This window comes from Microbacterium lacus, from assembly GCF_002812805.1.
GTDB classification, from domain to species: domain Bacteria; phylum Actinomycetota; class Actinomycetes; order Actinomycetales; family Microbacteriaceae; genus Microbacterium; species Microbacterium lacus_A.
In genome coordinates, this window is sequence record NZ_NMUM01000005.1 from 37015 (window position 1) to 55167 (window position 18153).

An 18153-nucleotide genomic window follows, 5' to 3' on the forward strand; every position below is an offset into this window, starting at 1 on the left:
AGGATGCTCCGCGTCCTCACCGCCGGCGAATCGCACGGCCCCGAACTGATCGCCATCATGGAGGGTCTGCCCTCCGGCGTGCCCGTCTCATCCGAGGCGATCCAGGCCGACCTGCAACGCCGCAAGCTCGGCTACGGCCGCGGCTCGCGCATGAAGTTCGAGCAGGACGAGCTCACGATCTCGGCCGGTGTTCGCCACGGCCTGAGCCTGGGCAGCCCGATCGCGCTTCGCGTCGGCAATACCGAATGGCCCAAGTGGGTCGAGGTCATGAGCGCCGAACCGGTCGAGTTGACCGAGAAGTCTCGTGGACGAAGTGCGGCTCTCACGCGTCCGCGCCCGGGCCACGCCGATCTTGTCGGCATGCAGAAGTACGACTTCGACGAGGCCCGACCGATCCTCGAGCGCGCAAGCGCCCGTGAGACGGCAGCCCGCGTCGCTCTCGGCGCGGTCGCGCGCGCGTTCCTGGCCGAGCTCGGCATCCGTCTGGTCAGCCACACCCTCTCGATCGGTACCGTGCATGTGCCGGATGGTGCCGCGCTACCCACGCCGGACGACGTGGACGCGCTCGACGCCGACGACCTGCGGTGCTTCGACGCCGAGACCTCGACGCGCATGGTCGCCGAGGTCGACGCCGCGCGCAAGGACGGCGACACTCTGGGCGGGATCGTCGAGGTGCTCGCCTACGGCCTGCCGCCGGGACTCGGGTCTCACGTGCACTGGGATCGACGGCTCGATGGCAAGCTCGCCCAGGCACTCATGAGCATCCAGGCGATCAAGGGCGTCGAAGTCGGCGACGGCTTCCTCACCACGACGCGCCGGGGCTCGGCCGCCCATGACGAGTTGTTCGCCACGACCGACGGCATATCGCGATCGACCGATCGGGCGGGCGGAACCGAAGGCGGCATGTCGACCGGCACCGTGCTGCGTGTCAGCGCCGGCATGAAGCCCATCGCGACCGTGCCCCACGCGCTTCGCACGGTCGACGTCGCGACGGGTGACACGGCATCCGCGCACCACCAGCGCTCGGACGTCTGTGCTGTCCCGGCCGCGGGGGTCGTGGCCGAGGCGATGGTCGCCATCGTGCTCGCCGACGCCGTGCTCGAGAAGTTCGGCGGCGACAGCGTCGGCGAGACGCGTCGCAACCTCGACAGCTACCTCGCGGCTATCCCCGAGACGCTGCGCACGACGCCCGCGTCCGAGGCGGCACTCGTCGAGCATGAACTCTTCGGCTGACGCCCGGGCCATCGTCTTCATCGGCCCGATGGGTGCGGGCAAGACGAGCATCGGGCGCCGCGTCGCCCGCGCACTGCATCTTCCGTTCGTCGACACCGACCGCGTGATCGTCCGCGATCACGGTCCCATTCCGGAGATCTTCACGATCCAGGGCGAGCCACGCTTCCGCGCGCTCGAGCGCGAGGCCGTGGCGGAGTCCCTCGGACACGGCGGGGTCATCTCACTGGGCGGGGGAGCGGTGCTCGATGCAGACACGCGGGCAGCGCTCGCGCCGCACCGCGTCGTGTACCTCACCGTTTCGCCCGAGACCGTTGCCTCGCGCATCCGCGACGCCAACCGGCCGCTTGTTGCGGGCGACGATCCGGTCGGCGCTTGGGAGCGGATCTACGCGGAGCGCCGCCCTCTCTACGAAGAGGTCGCCGACGTGACCTTCGACACATCCTCCGGGCCGATCACGCATGTCGCGACGGCCGTCCTGGACTGGCTGAAAGCAGACGAATGAACGACGTCACCACTATCACCGTCACCGGCGAGTCCAGCTACGACATCACGGTGGGCCGCGGCATCCTCGACCGTGTGGGCGCCGCGCTCGCGCCGACCGTCCGCAAGGTCCTCGTCGTGCACCCGCCGACGCTCGGAGCGCGCGCGGGTGAGCTGCGTCAGCAACTGATGGACGAGGGCGGTCGGGAAGTGTTGCTCGCCGAGATTCCGGATGCCGAGCAGGGCAAGCGCGTCGAGGTCGCGGCGTTCTGCTGGCAGATCATGGGCCAGGCCGACTTCACACGAACCGACGCGGTTGTCGGCTTCGGAGGCGGGGCCGTGACCGACCTGGCGGGCTTCGTCGCCGCGACCTGGCTGCGCGGCGTCGACCTGGTGCAGGTGCCGACGACCGTGCTCGGCATGGTCGATGCGGCCATCGGAGGCAAGACCGGCATCAACACGGCCGAGGGCAAGAACCTGGTGGGAGCGTTCTGGGCCCCGCGCGCCGTGATCTGCGACCTGGACCTGCTCGAATCGCTGCCGAAGAACGAGGCCGTCGCCGGGTTCGCCGAGGTCGTCAAGGCCGGCTTCATCTGGCACCCGCAGATCCTTGACGCGATCGAGGCAGACCCCACCGCGGCAACGGATGTCACGAGCCCCGTCTTCCGCGAGTGCGTCGAACTCGCGATCGGGATGAAGGCCCGTGTCGTGAGCGAGGACTTCCACGAGTCTGGCCTGCGCGAGGTCCTGAACTACGGTCACACACTCGGCCACGCGATCGAGCACGCAGAACGCTATCGCTGGCGCCACGGCGCCGCGATCTCGGTCGGTATGGTCTTCGCGGCCGAACTGTCACGCCTGGCGGGACGCTTGCCGGATGCGGCGGCTGCGCGTCACCGCGACGTCCTGGAACTCCTCGGGCTTCCCACCACCTACCGGGCGGGAGCGTGGCCGACTCTGCTCGCGTCGATGCAGCGCGATAAGAAGAGCCGCGCCGGGCTGTTGCGCTTCATCGTTCTGGACGACATCGCCCGCCCCACCGTCTTGCAGGCGCCGGATGACTCGCTCCTGTTCGCCGCGTACCAGGAGGTCGCGGGCGGCTGAGCTGCGGTCGCCGAGCTGGAATCTCGGTCGCTGAGCCTGTCGAAGCGACCCGTTGTGCGAATGTTCCGGTGCTCCCTTCGACAGGCTCAGGGAGCGTAGGGCGCTAGTTTGGTGAGCATGACCGTGCCCCGCCGCATCCTGCTCGTCAACGGCCCGAACCTGAACCTGCTCGGCACGCGCGAGCCCGGAATTTACGGCAGTGCAACCCTCGCCGATGTTGAGCGAATCACGTCCGACGCCGCCTCGGCGCACGGGCTCGAGGTGCGCGCGGTCCAGAGCAATCATGAGGGCGTGTTGATCGACGCGATCCATGCGGCACGCGAAGATTGCGCCGGCATCGTCATCAACCCCGGAGGGCTCACACACACATCGGTCGTTCTGCGTGATGCGCTCTCCGGTGTCTCGCTGCCGGTCGCCGAGGTCCACATCTCGAACGTGTACGAGCGCGAGGAGTTCCGCCATCACTCGTACGTCCACGATGTCGCCGTGGTCCATGTGATCGGCGAAGGTGTCGACGGATACGCGAAGGCCGTGCGTCTGCTGATCCCCGTGATCACGGGCGCGGCGGACGGCTGAGCGGAGTCATCCCGTAGAATCGAACGTCGGCTCGCTTCGACACAGTCAGCGACCGCTCCTTCTTCGCTCCGCGAGCACGAGCCGCGCCCCACACACGAACGGAATCCTTGGAACATGGCATCCACCGCAGACATCAAGAACGGCGTCGTCCTCAGCATCGACGGACAGCTGTGGAACGTCATCGAGTTCCAGCACGTCAAGCCCGGCAAGGGCGGCGCTTTCGTCCGCACCAAGCTGAAGAACGTCGTCTCGGGTAAGACCGTCGACCGCACCTACAACGCGGGCGCGAAGATCGAGATCGAGAACGTCGACCGCCGCGACTTCACGTACCTGTACAACGACGGCGACAACTTCGTCTTCATGGATACCGCCGACTACGACCAGCTCACGGTCGCGGCCGCGACCGTCGGCGAGGCGAAGAACTTCCTGCTCGAGAACCAGCAGGTGCAGATCGCGCTGAACAACGGCAACCCGCTCTACGTCGAGCTGCCGGCCTCCGTCATCCTCGAGATCACGTACACCGAGCCCGGGCTGCAGGGCGATCGTTCGTCGGCCGGCACCAAGTCCGCCACGGTCGAGACCGGGTACGAGATCCAGGTGCCCCTGTTCCTCGAGACCGGCACCAAGGTCAAGGTCGACACCCGCACGGGTGACTACCTCGGCCGCGTGAGCTGACCGAGTGAGCGCTCGAACCAAGGCGCGCAAGCGCGCCCTCGACATCCTCTTCCAGGCGGATGTACGTGGTGACGAACCCGGTGTGATCCTGGCGGCCGAGGCGCAGCGCGCCGCGAGCGAACCCGCCCGCGAGGCATCCTGGCTCTACGCGCGCGAGATCGTCGACGGCGTGATCGACCACCACGAAGAGATCGACGAGCTGATCGCGACGCACAGCAAGGACTGGAAGATCGAGCGGATGCCCGCGGTCGACCGTGCCCTGCTGCGCATGGGCGTGTGGGAGCTGTTGCACAACGATGAGGTGCCGACCGCGGTCGTGATCGACGAGGCCGTGGAGCTTGCGAAGGAGTTCTCGACGGATGACTCCGGCTCGTTCGTGCACGGAGTGCTCGCGCGCGTCTCTCGCTCTGCCTGAATGGACCCTCGCTCGTTGAGCGAGCGGAGCGAGTCGAAACGTTAGAGCCGCGCGGGCATTTCGTCTCGTCGCTGCGCTCCTCGCTCAATGACCGAGGGGCCGGACTGCGAGGATGGACAGTGTGGATTCCAGCTGGCGCGGTCTCATCGAGGTTGCCGACGTCGCCCCGGGCATCCCGCTCGCGCTCGGCGTAGAGCTGCGCCAGCGCACGCCGTACCGGCCGGATGACTGGGCCCCGCGGCGGGTCGAGAGCGTGCATCCGCGCGCGCTCCTGGGTCGTCGCGATGATCTGTCGCTCGGCGTCCGCCCGCTCATGCGGAGCGAGAGCACGGGCATGTGGATCAAAGGCCAGGTCTCGTGGGACTCCGTACGACGGCCCGGTTTCGGCTTCGACCCCACGCATGCCCGGTGGTTCTCCGACCTCGCGACCCTCCTTTTGGGGGTTCGGACCGTCGGCCCCTTCGCCGACCCGGGCGAGTGGCTGACACTCGACGCGGTCGAATCGAGCCTGCTCTGGCCGCACCTGCGCTCGGCGCGCATCGCCGGGATTCCTCTCGTCTCAACGAGCGAGCACCAGAGCGTTGCGCTCGGATACGAGGCGACCGCGGCAATCGACGTGACGGATGCCGGTGAGGCGCTGCGTCTCCGAACGCACGTCACGGTCGACGGCGTGCCGATCGAGGATGCGGTCATCCGCCCCGTCGGTCACATCGGAATCTACGTCGCCACCCTGGACCGCGACCCCCTCCCGATCCTGCTCGCTCCGTGCAAGCTTCCGGACGCCGCCCGATCCCTCCTCAGCCACGACGAGGGGCTGCTGATTCCCGCGGAGGAGCGCGAAGAGTTTCTCGCAGACGGCCTGCCCCGACTCGTCCGCCGCGCACGCGTCACCGCTGCGCGAGGCATCACGCTTCCCGCTCCGCCACAGCCGACGGCGGTCGTCACGGCGTCCTTCGGTGACGACGACGTGGAGTACCGCATCGAATGGTCCTATCCGGGTGTCACCCGACTTGCCTACGACTCCGGGTCGCACCCCGATCGTGACCCCGCGGCCGAAGCCGAGATCGGATCGGGCCTCGAGACCGTCTGGCGAGAGACATCCGATGCGCCATTCGCGCCCACGGGACGGCTGAGCGACACGGATGCTGCGGAGTTCGCCACGCGCATCCTGCCCGGCTGGGGTGCGCTCGCGCGGGTGCGCGTGGAGGGCAATGCTCCCCGGCGCGTCTACACCGAGCTGACCGGTGAACCCGCGATCAGTGTCAGCACGCTCGAGACCGACGACCCCGACTGGTTCGAACTCGGTGTGCTCGTCTCGATCGACGGTCGCGCGGTGCCGTTCGGCCCGCTGTTCCGCGCCCTCGTGCGAGGTCGCAAGAAGATGCTTCTCTCGGACGGGGCGTATTTCTCGCTCGCGCATCCCGCGCTTCAGCGCCTGCGCGACCTGATCGACGAAGCCGGAGAGCTGGCGGAGTGGGAGACCGCGCCTCGCATCAACCGGCACCAGACCGACCTGTGGAGTGAGTTCGAAGACCTCGCCGACCAGTCCGAACCGGCGACCGCGTGGCGCGAACTCGCCGCGGGCCTGCGCGGCACCGAAACCGTGCCGCACACGCCTCCACCGACCGGGCTCGAAGCGACGCTACGGACCTACCAGCAGGCGGGTTTCGACTGGCTGGCGTTTCTCTGGCGCAATCGCCTCGGCGGAATCCTCGGCGACGACATGGGGCTCGGCAAGACCGTGCAGCTCTTGGCACTGGCCGCCCACATCCGCGACCAGGGCGAACGGCGGCCGCTGCTCGTCGTGGCGCCCACCTCGGTGGTCGGATTGTGGTCTGCCGAGGCGGCGCGGTTCACTCCCGGCCTCCGGGTACGGCTGATCGAAGAAACCAGCACCAAGCGTGGTTCGTCGCTCATCGAGACGACAACGGATGCAGATATCGTCGTGACCTCGTATGCGCTCGTCCGCCTGGACCGAGAAGAGTTCGAGCGGGTCGGCTGGTCGGTCGTCATCCTCGATGAGGCGCAGTTCGTGAAGAACCCGCGCACACAGCTTCACCGCGCCGTGGGAGCGCTGCGAGCGGACGCGGTGTTCGCCGCGACGGGAACACCGCTCGAGAACGGTCTGACCGACCTGTGGTCTCTGCTTTCCCTCACCGCGCCCGGTTTGTTCCCCTCCGCTCCGCGCTTCAGCGAGGCGTATGTGAAACCCATCGAGCAGGGCAAGGTGCCGGAGAACGCGGAAGGTGGCCCATTCCGCGCGGCGAGGCTCGCGCGGTTGCGTCGCCGCATCCGTCCGCTGCTTCTCCGTCGTACGAAAGCGTTGGTCGCACCCGAGCTACCCGAGAAGCAGGAACTCGAGCTTCGCGTCGCACTCGACCCTGAGCACCGCGAGCTCTACGATCTGACCTTGCAGCGCGAACGGCAGAAGGTCATGGGACTGCTGCAGGATCTGGACCGGAACCGATTCATCGTGTTCCGCTCGCTCACACTGTTGCGGATGCTGAGCCTGTCGCCCGCGCTGATCAGTCCCCAGAACGCGCACATTCCCGCGAGCAAACTGGACGCGTTGCTCGATCGCCTCGTCGAGGTCGCCGCTGAGGGGCACAGGGCGCTCGTGTTCAGCCAGTTCACGTCTTTCCTTCGGCTCGCGGCGGACCGCCTGGATGCCGCGGGGATCGCGCACGCCTACCTCGACGGATCGACCCGCAATCGCACCGAGGTGGTCGAGGGGTTCCGGCAGGGCGATGCGCCCGCGTTCCTGATCAGTCTCAAGGCCGGCGGTTTCGGACTCACCCTCACGGAGGCCGACTACGTGTTCGTGCTCGACCCGTGGTGGAATCCCGCGGCGGAAGCACAGGCAGTGGATCGCGCCCATCGCATCGGTCAGGAGCGACACGTGATCGTGTACCGGCTGATCGCGGCGGACACGATCGAAGAGAAGGTGCTCGCCCTGCAAAGGCGCAAGGCACGGCTCTTCGATGCCGTCGTGGACGACGATGCCCTGTTCGCGCAGGACCTCACGGCAGACGACATCCGCTCGCTGCTGGACGGGTGAGCGGGGCCTCTTTCTCACGGCGCTCGTTTCTCACGGCGCTGTTCACCCGGGTCCCAGGAGCCCGCGCGTAGACTCGAGGGCTGTTGGAGAGGGAAGGGCACACATGCGCATCACGGGCCTCGGCCACGCCGGAATGTTCATCGAAACGCTCGGGGGATCGATCCTCTGCGACCCGGTGATCGGCCCGAGCTTCTTCGGCTCGTGGTTCCCGTTCCCCGACAACCGGGCGCTCGACTGGGAGCGTTTCGGTGCCGCGGACTTCCTGTACATCTCGCACCGGCATCGCGATCACTTCGATCCGCGGATGCTCGAGCGATATGTCCGCAAGGACATCACCGTGCTGTTGCCGGACTATCCCACCGACGATCTCGAGAACGACCTGCGAGCACTCGGTTACGACAACATCGTCTACACACCGAACGGCGAGACTCTGAAGTTCGGCGAGCTGAAAGTCATGGTGACGCCGCTCCGTGCCCCGAGCGACGGGCCCATCGGCGACTCGTCGCTGAGCGTCGACGACGGCACCGCCAGCATCCTGAACCAGAACGACTCGCACCCGCTCGACCTCGACAAGCTGCTGTCGTTCTCGAAGCCCGAGGCCTACTTCACCCAGGTGTCGGGTGCGATCTGGTGGCCGATGGTCTACGACCTGCCACAGGACTCGAAGGTGCACTTCGCCCAGCTCAAGCGCGACGCGCAGAACAAGCGCGCCATGTATTACATCGAGAAGGTAGACGCGCCGCACGTGTTCCCCATGGCGGGGCCGCCGATGTTCCTGCGCGAAGAGCTGTTCCGCTACAACGGGTGGGGCGAGCAGGACGACTCGATCTTCACGGACTCGCGCCAGTTCCTCGAGCACATGGCAGAGGTTCGTCCGGAGCAGAACGGGTACCTTTTCATCCCGGGGACTCAGGTCGATCTGAACAACGGCGAGCTCGAAGTCACTCAGACGCTCTACAGCGATGCCGAGATCGAGCACATGTACGGCGAGAAGTGGGAGTACCTGGCCGAGCAGCGAGACTCCCGACAGGACGAAGTGCGAGCGGAGGAGGCGTCCCGCGCTCCCGTACTGCCGCCCGACGAGATGCTCGCTGAGATCAAGGGCTGGTGGGAGCCGCTGCTGCGCCGCGCCCGGACCATCCGCGACGGGGTGGGCGGCAACGTGCGGTTCCGCATCGGCGACCTCGACATGGTGGTGGACTTCCCGAAGGCGAAGGTTCGCGAATACGCGGGCGAAGAGTGTATCTACTGGTACACGATCCCCGCCGACCTGGTGTCGACCAACATCCGTGATCACGAGATCGATTGGTCAAACTCGATCTTCCTGTCGATGCAGTTCGAGGTCGGTCGGAGCGGCAAGTTCAACGAGTTCCTGACCACGTTCCTCAAGTGCCTCTCGCGCGACCGTATTGAGTATGTCGAGAACTGGTACGCGGAGCAGTCGGACCAGACCGAGGACGTCCAGCTCGGCGATTGGGTCGTGCAGCGCCGCTGCCCGCACCTGAGGGCAGATCTGACGAAGACGGGCAAGATCGAGGACGGCGTGCTGACCTGCAGCCTGCACGACTGGAAGTGGGACCTCACGTCGGGCCGGTGCCTGACATCGCAGGGGCATCCGATCCGGGCACACGAGACTCCCGACGCGACGGATGCGGTCGACGCCGACGCCGACGCATCCGCTCCCGCCACCGTCTGACGCTCTCATCTCAGCGAAACACCCCTTTTGCGGCGAAACACCCCACGACACAGGGTGTCTCGGCGCACGTTGGGTGTTTCGGCGTCCGGACGGGCGGGAGTGCGGCGAAGCGGGATGGCGGATGTGTGAGGTCCGGTAGGGTGAGAAGGCACAGCAACCTTTAACACCGTCCTGTGAGGCGGAGAAGGGAGCGGCACATGAGCACGAGAACCGTGCTGCACGAGGCCGACATCGCACGAGCCCTGACCAGGATCTCCCACGAGATCCTCGAGTCCAACAAGGGTGGCGATGGGTTGATCCTTCTGGGGATCCCCACACGCGGTGTGACCCTCGCCCATCGCATCGGGACCCTGGTCTCGGAGTTCAGCGGCACGACCGTCCCGGTCGGCGCGCTCGACGTCACGATGTACCGCGACGATCTCGCACGCAATCCCACGCGCACCCCGCAGCCCACGTCGATCCCCGCGGGAGGTATCGACGGGAAGACGGTCGTCCTGGTGGACGACGTGCTGTTCTCCGGCCGCAGCATCCGGGCCGCCCTCGACGCGCTGCAGGACATCGGACGGCCCGCCGCGGTTCGCCTCGCGACCCTGATCGATCGGGGCCACCGCGAGCTACCGATCCGGCCCGACTTCGTCGGCAAGAACCTGCCGAGCTCGCGGGAGGAACGCGTCAACGTGCGTCTCGCCGAAACCGACGGCATCGAAGAGGTGACGGTCGGATCATGAGGCACCTGCTCGACACCCAGACACTCGACCGCGCGTTGGCTCTCGAGATCCTCGACGTCGCCGAGGACATGGCCGACACGCAGCGCCGCGAGATCAAGAAGCTGCCGACGCTCCGCGGCAAGACGATCGTCAACCTCTTCTTCGAGGACTCGACCCGCACGCGCATCTCGTTCGAGGCGGCCGCCAAGCGTCTGAGCGCCGACGTCATCAACTTCGCCGCAAAGGGTTCGAGCGTGTCGAAGGGCGAGAGCCTGCAGGACACGGCCCAGACCCTGCAGGCGATGGGCGCCGACGCGGTCGTCATCCGGCACGGTGCATCCGGGGCTCCGCGCACGCTCGCCTCGAGCGGCTGGATCACGGCGGGTGTCGTGAACGCCGGCGACGGCACGCACGAGCACCCCACGCAGGCCCTTCTCGACGCCTTCACGATTCGCAAGCGCACCTTCGGCGCCGACAGCCGCGGCCGTGATCTCGCTGGTGTGAAGGTCACGATCGTGGGGGACGTCCTGCACTCGCGGGTCGCCCGCTCGAACGTGTGGCTGCTCTCGAGGCTCGGCGCCGACGTCACACTTGTCGCCCCGCCGACACTCGTGCCGCAGGATGTCTCTGCCTGGCCCGCCCGCATCGTGTACGACCTCGACGAGGCGATTGCCGAGGGTCCCGACGCACTCATGATGTTGCGGATTCAGCTCGAGCGGATGGGTGCGGCATTTTTTCCCACGGAGCGGGAATATTCCCGGCGCTGGGGTCTCGACCCGCGGCGCCTGGCGTCCCTGCCCGCCGATACGATGGTGATGCATCCCGGACCCATGAATCGCGGTCTCGAAATCTCGGCGGCCGCCGCCGATTCGCCCCGCTCGACTGTTCTCGAGCAGGTCTCGAACGGTGTGTCCGTGCGGATGGCGGTGCTGTACCTGCTGCTCGCGGGCGAGCGTCCCGGCCTGGACGAGCAGCTAACGAACGGCGGCACCAAAGCCGGCATCATGACTGCCGGCGTGACAAACGAGGAGGAGAGATGAGCGAAGTTCTCCTCATCGCCGGTGCCCGCATCGAGGGCGGATCCGCCGTCGACCTGATCGTCGAAGACGGTCGCATCGCCGAGGTCGGCGCGGGGCTGAGCCGCGCGGGCGCGACACGGATCGACGCGGACGGGCTGGTTGCTTTGCCGGGCCTCGTCGACCTCCACACACACCTGCGTGAACCCGGATACGAGGCATCCGAAACGATCCTGACGGGAACGCGTGCCGCGGCTTCGGGTGGCTTCACGGCCGTATTCGCGATGCCGAACACGTCGCCCGTGGCCGACACCGCCGGCGTCGTCGAGCAGGAACTCGCGCTCGGCGAGGCAGCGGGCTACGCGACGGTGCAGCCGATCGGCGCCGTCACCGTGGGGCAGAAGGGTGAGCGACTCGCCGAGCTCGGAGCCATGGCCGACTCTCGCGCCCGCGTCCGCGTCTTCAGCGACGACGGCTTCTGCGTGTGGGACCCGCTGATCATGCGGCGCGCCCTCGAATACGTCAAGGCATTCGGGGGAGTGATCGCGCAGCACGCGCAGGACCCTCGCCTCACCGAGGGCGCCCAGATGAACGAGGGGTCGGTCTCTGCCGAGCTCGGGCTGACCGGATGGCCCGCCGTTGCCGAGGAATCGATCATCGCGCGCGACGTTCTCCTGGCCGAACACGTCGGCTCTCGCCTGCACGTCTGCCACCTCTCCACCGCGGGGTCGGTCGACATCATCCGCTGGGCGAAGAAGCGGGGCATCAACGTCACGGCCGAGGTCACGCCGCATCACCTGTTGCTGACGGACGAACTCGTGCGCGGCTACGACGCCCGGTACAAGGTCAATCCGCCGCTCCGCCGCGAAGAGGACGTGCTCGCGGTGCGCGAGGGCCTCGCGGACGGCACGATCGACATCGTCGCGACCGACCACGCCCCGCACCCCGCCGAGAACAAGAGCTGCGAGTGGGCAGCCGCCGCGAACGGCATGGTGGGCCTTGAGAGCGCCCTGCGGGTCGTGCACGCGTCGATGGTCGAAACCGGGCTGCTCGGCTGGGCCGACGTCGCCCGGGTCATGTCCTACGCCCCCGCACGCATCGGGATGCTCCCCGCGCACGGCACGCCGCTCGCGGTCGGACAGCCTGCCGAGCTGACGCTGTATGACCCCGACGTGCGCGAAGTGTTCGGTGCATCCGATCTGCACGGTCTGAGCTCGAACTCGCCCTACCTCGGCCAGCCCTTGCCGGGGCGCGTGCTCTGGACGATCCACCGCGGTCACCCCACATTCGCCGACGGCAAGCTCGTCGCCGATCTCGCACAGGAGGTTCGCGCATGACTCTCGGCGCAGCAATGGCCATCATCATCGGCTTCGGCGTTCTGGTGCTCGTGGGCATCGCATGGGGCTGGTCGCGCCGGGTCCGACGCGACCGCGGTCTCGTCGCGCCGACAGACGTGCCCGAGGGTTTCGTCCCCGAGGCATCCTTCTCCGGCTTCTATGTCGCCACGACGCGCCACGAGAAGCCGCTCGATCGCCTGGCCATCCGCCACCTCCGATACCGGGGACGCGTCGGGATCGAGATCTCGTCGGCGGGCGTTCTGCTCGCGATCACGGGCGAGGCTCTCGTTTTTCTCGCGGCATCCCGGATCGTCGGTGTCGATCGCGCAACGTGGACCATCGACCGGGTCGTCGAGCGCGACGGGCTCGTCCGCCTCGCCTGGCGCGTCGATGCCGAAACGATCGCCGACTCTTATGTCCGAATGACGGGTGACGCGCCCGGCAACACCTCCGGTGAGTTGCTCGCCGCGGTCACCCGCATCCTTCCCCAGCCCACCCCGACAGGGAAAGCCGAATGATCTCGCATCTCACGAAAGACCCCGCCGTTCTCGTTCTCGAAGACGGCACCCGCCACGCCGGACGGGCCTATGGCGCCCGCGGCACGACCCTCGGCGAAGTCGTCTTCGCCACCGGCATGACCGGCTACCAGGAGACGCTCACCGACCCTTCGTACGCCGGGCAGATCGTCTTGCAGACGGCCCCGCACATCGGCAACACCGGCATGAACGACGAAGACCCCGAGTCCCGCCGCATCTGGGTGGCGGGGTACATCGTGCGCGACCCCTCGCGCGTGGTGTCGAACTGGCGAGCGGATGAATCGCTCGACGACGCTCTCGTGAACGACAAAATCGTGGGCATCAGCGGAATCGACACGCGCTCGGTGACCCGCCACATCCGCTCCGCCGGCAGCATGCGCGGCGGGATCTTCTCAGGTCCGGATGCGGCGCTCGACGCCGACGAGCAGCTCCGCATCGTGCGCGAGGCCCCCGCCATGTCGGGTCGGAACCTGTCGGCCGAGGTCTCGGTCTCGGAAGTCGAGGTGTACCCGGCCACGGCCGAGCGCATCGGTAACCTCGCGGTGCTCGACCTGGGTGTGAAGAGCGCGACGATCCACAACCTCGCCGCCCGCGGGTTCGACGTCCACGTGCTGCCGCAGCACGTCACGATCGAGGAGCTCCGTGCGCTCGACCCTGTGGCGGTGTTCTACTCCAATGGCCCGGGCGATCCCGCGGCATCCGATCAGCACGTCGAACTGCTCCGCGCCGTGCTCGATGACCGCACGCCGTTCTTCGGAATCTGCTTCGGCAATCAGCTGCTCGGGCGGGCCCTCGGACTCGGCACGTACAAGCTGCCGTTCGGTCACCGCGGTATCAACCAACCGGTGCTCGACAAGTCCACGGGGCGCGTAGAGATCACCTCGCAGAACCACGGCTTTGCGGTCGAGGCGCCGGTCGACAGCGTCTTCGACAGCCCCCAGGGGTACGGCCGTGTCGAGGTCAGCCACGTCGGGCTGAACGACCAGGTGGTCGAGGGCCTGCGTGCCCTCGACATCCCTGCCTTCAGCGTGCAATATCACCCCGAGGCTGCCGCGGGCCCGCACGACTCCAACTACCTCTTCGACAGGTTCCGCGACATGGTGCTCGCGGCCCTTCGACAAGCTCAGGGACCGGATATTGAGGATGAAAACTGATGCCTAAGCGCGACGACATCAAGAGCGTCCTGGTCATCGGGTCCGGCCCGATCGTGATCGGCCAGGCCTGCGAATTCGACTACTCGGGCACCCAGGCGTGCCGCGTGCTGCGGGAGGAGGGCGTCCGCGTCATCCTCGTCAACTCCAACCCCGCGACGATCATGACCGACCCCGACTTCGCTGACGCGACCTATATCGAACCGATCACCTGGCAGGTCATCGAGACGATCATCGCGAAGGAGCGGCCGGATGCGATCCTGCCGACGCTCGGCGGCCAGACGGCGCTCAACGCGGCCATCCAGCTCGACGAGCACGGGGTCCTCGAGAAGTACGACGTCGAGCTGATCGGTGCGAATCTCGAGGCCATCAACAAGGGCGAGGATCGCCAGATCTTCAAGCAGCTGGTGTTGGACTCCGGCGCCGATGTCGCCGACAGCCGCATCTGCCACACCATGGACGAGGTCCTCGCGGGCGCGGCCGAGCTCGGATACCCGCTGGTCGTGCGTCCGAGCTTCACGATGGGCGGACTCGGTTCAGGGTTCGCCTACGACGAACGCGACCTGCGTCGTATCGCCGGCGCCGGCCTCCGCGACTCGCCGACGACCGAGGTGCTGCTCGAGGAGTCGATTCTCGGGTGGAAGGAATACGAACTCGAGCTCATGCGCGACACCGCCGACAACACGGTCGTCGTCTGCTCGATCGAGAACGTCGACCCGGTCGGCGTGCACACAGGCGACTCGATCACGGTCGCGCCGGCACTCACGCTGACCGACCGCGAGTACCAGAAGATGCGCGACATCGGCATCGACATCATTCGCGCGGTCGGCGTCGACACCGGTGGCTGCAACATCCAGTTCGCGGTCGATCCCTCGAACGGCCGCATCATCGTCATCGAGATGAACCCGCGTGTCTCGCGCTCGTCGGCGCTGGCATCGAAGGCGACGGGCTTCCCGATCGCGAAGATCGCAGCGAAGCTCGCTCTCGGGTACCGGCTGGATGAGATCCCGAACGACATCACCAAGGTCACGCCCGCGAGCTTCGAGCCGACGCTCGACTACGTCGTCGTGAAGGTCCCGCGCTTCAACTTCGAGAAGTTCCCCGCGGCCGACACCACGCTGACAACCACCATGAAGTCGGTCGGCGAGGCGATGGCGATCGGCCGCAACTACGCGACAGCCCTGCAGAAGGCGCTGCGTTCGCTCGAGAAGCGCGGGTCGAGCTTCCACTGGGGCGACGAACCGCGGACGAAGGACGAGCTCGTCGAGGTGTCGAAGACGCCGACGGATGGTCGGATCGTCGTCGTCCAGCAGGCGCTGCGCGCCGGCGCCAGCGTCCCCGAGATGTTCGAGGCGACGGGCATCGACCCGTGGTTCCTCGACCAGATCGTCCTCATCAACGAGGTCGCCGACTTCGTCCGCGACGCCGCGGAGCTGGACGCGGAAACGCTTCTGCTCGCGAAGGACCACGGATTCTCCGACGTCCAGATCGGTCAGTTGCGTGGCCTTCCCGAGGTCGAGGTTCGCGGCATCCGTCACGCCCTCTCGATCCGCCCGGTCTACAAGACGGTCGACACCTGCGCCGGGGAGTTCCCGGCACTGACGCCTTACCACTACTCGAGCTACGACTTCGAGACCGAGGTCACGCCGTCCGACCGCCAGAAGATCGTGATCATCGGATCGGGCCCCAACCGCATCGGTCAGGGGGTCGAGTTCGACTACTCCTGCGTGCACGCGTCGTTCGCACTGTCGGACGCGGGTTACGAGACGATCATGGTCAACTGCAACCCGGAGACGGTCTCGACCGACTACGACACGTCGGACCGCCTCTACTTCGAGCCGCTCACGCTCGAGGATGTGCTCGAGGTGCTGTACGCCGAAGCCGCGTCGGGTGAGATCTTCGGCGTCGTGTGCCAGCTCGGCGGGCAGACGCCGCTCGGACTCGCGAAGGGCATCGAAGAGGCCGGCTACCGCATCCTCGGCACGAGCCCCGCGGCCATCGACCTCGCCGAAGAGCGCCAGCTGTTCAGCGAGATCCTCGACACCGCAGGCCTCGTGGCGCCCCGCCACGGCACGGCGACGGATGCCGAGGGTGCTGTGGCGGTCGCGGAAGACATCGGATATCCCGTTCTCGTCCGTCCGAGCTTCGTGCTCGGCGGTCGCGGCATGGAGATCGTTTACGACACCCCGAGCCTGTACGACTACTTCGTGCGGACCGCGGGTGAGGTCATCATCGGCCCCGGCATGCCGCTGCTGGTCGACCGCTTCCTGGACGACGCGGTCGAGATCGATGTCGACGCCCTTTACGACGGCACCGAGCTGTACATCGGTGGCGTCATGGAGCACATCGAAGAGGCCGGTATCCACTCGGGCGACTCGGCGTGCACGCTGCCTCCGATCTCGCTCGGACGTTCGGAGATCGACCGGGTGCGCACCGCGACGCTCGCGATCGCCGAGGGCGTCGGTGTGCGCGGATTGCTGAACGTTCAGTTCGCGATCAGCGCGGGCATCCTCTACGTCATCGAGGCGAACCCGCGCGCGAGCCGCACGGTGCCGTTCGTGTCGAAGGCGCTCGGAATTCCGCTGGCCAAGGCCGCAGCGCGGATCATGTCCGGGTCGACGATCGACGAGCTGAAGACCGAAGGCCTGCTGCCGCCGTCCGATGGTTCGCGGGTTCCGCTCGACTCCCCGGTTTCGGTCAAGGAGGCCGTGCTGCCCTTCAAGCGGTTCCGCACGAAGGACGGGCAGACGGTCGACTCCGTGCTCGGGCCCGAGATGCGCTCGACCGGCGAGGTCATGGGAATCGACAAGGACTTCCCGACCGCGTTCGCCAAGAGCCAGGCAGCCGCGTACGGCGGGATGCCGCTGTCGGGCACCGTCTTCATCTCGGTCGCCGACTCGGACAAGCGTGCGGTTATCCTGCCCGCGCACCGGCTGCAGGAGCTCGGCTTCACGCTCGTCGCGACAGAGGGCACGGCCGAGATCCTGGCGCGAAACGGCATCAACGTCCGCATCGTGAACAAGTACAGCGAGACGCAAGCCTCCGGCGCACGGAACATCGTCGACCTGATCAATGACGGCGAGATCGACATCATCGTGAACACGCCGAGCGGGCGGTCCGCCCGCGCCGACGGCTACGAGATCCGCGCCGCGGCCGTGGCCGCCGACAAGGCCCTCTTCACGACGATCGCCGTTCTGGGTGCCGCAGTGAGCGCCATGGACGCCGTGCGTCAGGGCTTCGACGTCAGGAGCCTGCAGGAGTACGCGGCGGACCGGGCGGCACGCGGGTGAGCGCAGGCCCGGCGTTCGGCGATCGCGTGCGCGCGGCGTTCGGCGAGCACGGACGCCTGTGCGTCGGTATCGATCCGCACGAGCAGCTGCTCGCGGACTGGGGGCTGGATGTCTCGGCCGACGGCGTACGGACGTTCGGGCTGCGTGTCGTCGAAGCCGCCGAGGGGCACTGCGGGATCGTCAAGCCTCAGGTGTCGTTCTTCGAGCGGTTCGGCTCGGCCGGATTTGCGGCGCTCGAGGACGTGCTCGCGGCGGCCCGAGGTGCGGGCCTGCTCGTGATCGCGGACGCCAAACGCGGCGACATCGGATCGACCATGGACGCGTACGCGCGCGCCTGGCTGACCCCCGGCTCGCCGCTCGAGGCCGACGCCGTGACCCTCAGCCCGTACCTGGGCGTCGGCTCCCTCGAGGACACGCTGCGCTACGCCGTCGCGCACGGCAAGGGCGCGTTCGTGCTGGCGGCGACGAGCAACCCCGAGGCATCCGGTCTGCAGAGCGCTCGGATGATGCCGGAGGCCGACGACACCGCGGAGCCTTCTCGGACCGTGGCCGGCGCGATCGCGGCGGAGGTGGCGGCCTTCAATGCCGTCACGACGCAGGTGGGTTCGTGGGGGAGCATCGGTCTGGTGATCGGTGCGACCGTGAACCCCGCCGAGCGGGGAGTTCCCGTTGATCTCGAGCCGGTCGCGCCGATCCTGGCGCCCGGCTTCGGACACCAGGGCGCACGGTCGGAGGATCGTGAAATGATCTTCGGACGCCTCGCACCCGCGGTGATCGTGGCCGAGAGCCGCAGCATCCTTGCTGCGGGACCGGTACGCACCGATTTGGCGCGGGCGATGGATGACAGACGACGCACGGAGGAGATCATCGGTGACTGAC

Annotated in this window: 15 protein-coding genes; all 15 read left to right on the forward strand. The window is 67.5% G+C overall.

What is annotated here, in order from left to right; all coding sequences use genetic code 11:
* Window positions 1–3: 3 nt before the first annotated feature.
* The gene (gene aroC / locus CGU34_RS00655; RefSeq protein ID WP_100812931.1) at window positions 4–1233 is read left to right on the forward strand and encodes a chorismate synthase; all 1230 of its coding nucleotides are present in this window, start codon (window positions 4–6) and stop codon (window positions 1231–1233) included.
* Window positions 1217–1735: a shikimate kinase gene (locus CGU34_RS00660; RefSeq protein ID WP_036296045.1), complete on the forward strand. Its 519-nt coding sequence runs from the start codon at window positions 1217–1219 to the stop codon at window positions 1733–1735. The genes aroC and CGU34_RS00660 overlap by 17 nt, the downstream gene beginning before the upstream one ends.
* Window positions 1732–2817, forward strand: a complete 1086-nt coding sequence (aroB, locus tag CGU34_RS00665) for a 3-dehydroquinate synthase (RefSeq protein ID WP_100812932.1) — start codon at window positions 1732–1734, stop codon at window positions 2815–2817. Before CGU34_RS00660 ends, aroB begins: the two co-directional genes overlap by 4 nt.
* A 117-nt stretch (window positions 2818–2934) precedes the next feature.
* Entirely contained in the window at window positions 2935–3393 is a 459-nt protein-coding gene (gene aroQ, locus CGU34_RS00670; RefSeq protein ID WP_100812933.1) for a type II 3-dehydroquinate dehydratase, read from the forward strand.
* A gap of 114 nt (window positions 3394–3507) precedes the next feature.
* Window positions 3508–4068, forward strand: a complete 561-nt coding sequence (gene efp / locus CGU34_RS00675; RefSeq protein WP_100812934.1) for an elongation factor P — start codon at window positions 3508–3510, stop codon at window positions 4066–4068.
* 4 nt (window positions 4069–4072) lie between these two features.
* Window positions 4073–4483, forward strand: coding sequence for a transcription antitermination factor NusB (gene nusB / locus CGU34_RS00680; protein WP_036296297.1), 411 nt, complete (start codon window positions 4073–4075; stop codon window positions 4481–4483).
* 112 nt (window positions 4484–4595) lie between these two features.
* Window positions 4596–7541, forward strand: a complete 2946-nt coding sequence (locus CGU34_RS00685) for a DEAD/DEAH box helicase (RefSeq protein ID WP_100812935.1) — start codon at window positions 4596–4598, stop codon at window positions 7539–7541.
* 103 nt (window positions 7542–7644) lie between these two features.
* Entirely contained in the window at window positions 7645–9237 is a 1593-nt protein-coding gene (locus tag CGU34_RS00690; protein ID WP_100812936.1) for a Rieske 2Fe-2S domain-containing protein, read from the forward strand.
* Window positions 9238–9434: 197 nt separating this feature from the next.
* A complete protein-coding gene (gene pyrR, locus CGU34_RS00695) occupies window positions 9435–9965 on the forward strand; it encodes a bifunctional pyr operon transcriptional regulator/uracil phosphoribosyltransferase PyrR (RefSeq protein WP_100812937.1) in 531 nt (176 codons plus the stop codon).
* The gene (locus CGU34_RS00700) at window positions 9962–10984 is read left to right on the forward strand and encodes an aspartate carbamoyltransferase catalytic subunit (protein WP_100812938.1); all 1023 of its coding nucleotides are present in this window, start codon (window positions 9962–9964) and stop codon (window positions 10982–10984) included. The genes pyrR and CGU34_RS00700 overlap by 4 nt, the downstream gene beginning before the upstream one ends.
* Window positions 10981–12297 (forward strand): dihydroorotase, encoded by a 1317-nt coding sequence (locus CGU34_RS00705; protein ID WP_100812939.1) that lies wholly within the window; start codon window positions 10981–10983, stop codon window positions 12295–12297. Before CGU34_RS00700 ends, CGU34_RS00705 begins: the two co-directional genes overlap by 4 nt.
* Window positions 12294–12815: a PH-like domain-containing protein gene (locus CGU34_RS00710; protein WP_100812940.1), complete on the forward strand. Its 522-nt coding sequence runs from the start codon at window positions 12294–12296 to the stop codon at window positions 12813–12815. The genes CGU34_RS00705 and CGU34_RS00710 overlap by 4 nt, the downstream gene beginning before the upstream one ends.
* Window positions 12812–13987: a glutamine-hydrolyzing carbamoyl-phosphate synthase small subunit gene (carA, locus tag CGU34_RS00715; protein ID WP_100812941.1), complete on the forward strand. Its 1176-nt coding sequence runs from the start codon at window positions 12812–12814 to the stop codon at window positions 13985–13987. Before CGU34_RS00710 ends, carA begins: the two co-directional genes overlap by 4 nt.
* A complete protein-coding gene (gene carB, locus CGU34_RS00720; RefSeq protein ID WP_100812942.1) occupies window positions 13987–17274 on the forward strand; it encodes a carbamoyl-phosphate synthase large subunit in 3288 nt (1095 codons plus the stop codon). The genes carA and carB overlap by 1 nt, the downstream gene beginning before the upstream one ends.
* Window positions 17271–18152, forward strand: coding sequence for an orotidine-5'-phosphate decarboxylase (gene pyrF / locus CGU34_RS00725; protein ID WP_198517636.1), 882 nt, complete (start codon window positions 17271–17273; stop codon window positions 18150–18152). Before carB ends, pyrF begins: the two co-directional genes overlap by 4 nt.
* Window position 18153: the final 1 nt, after the last annotated feature.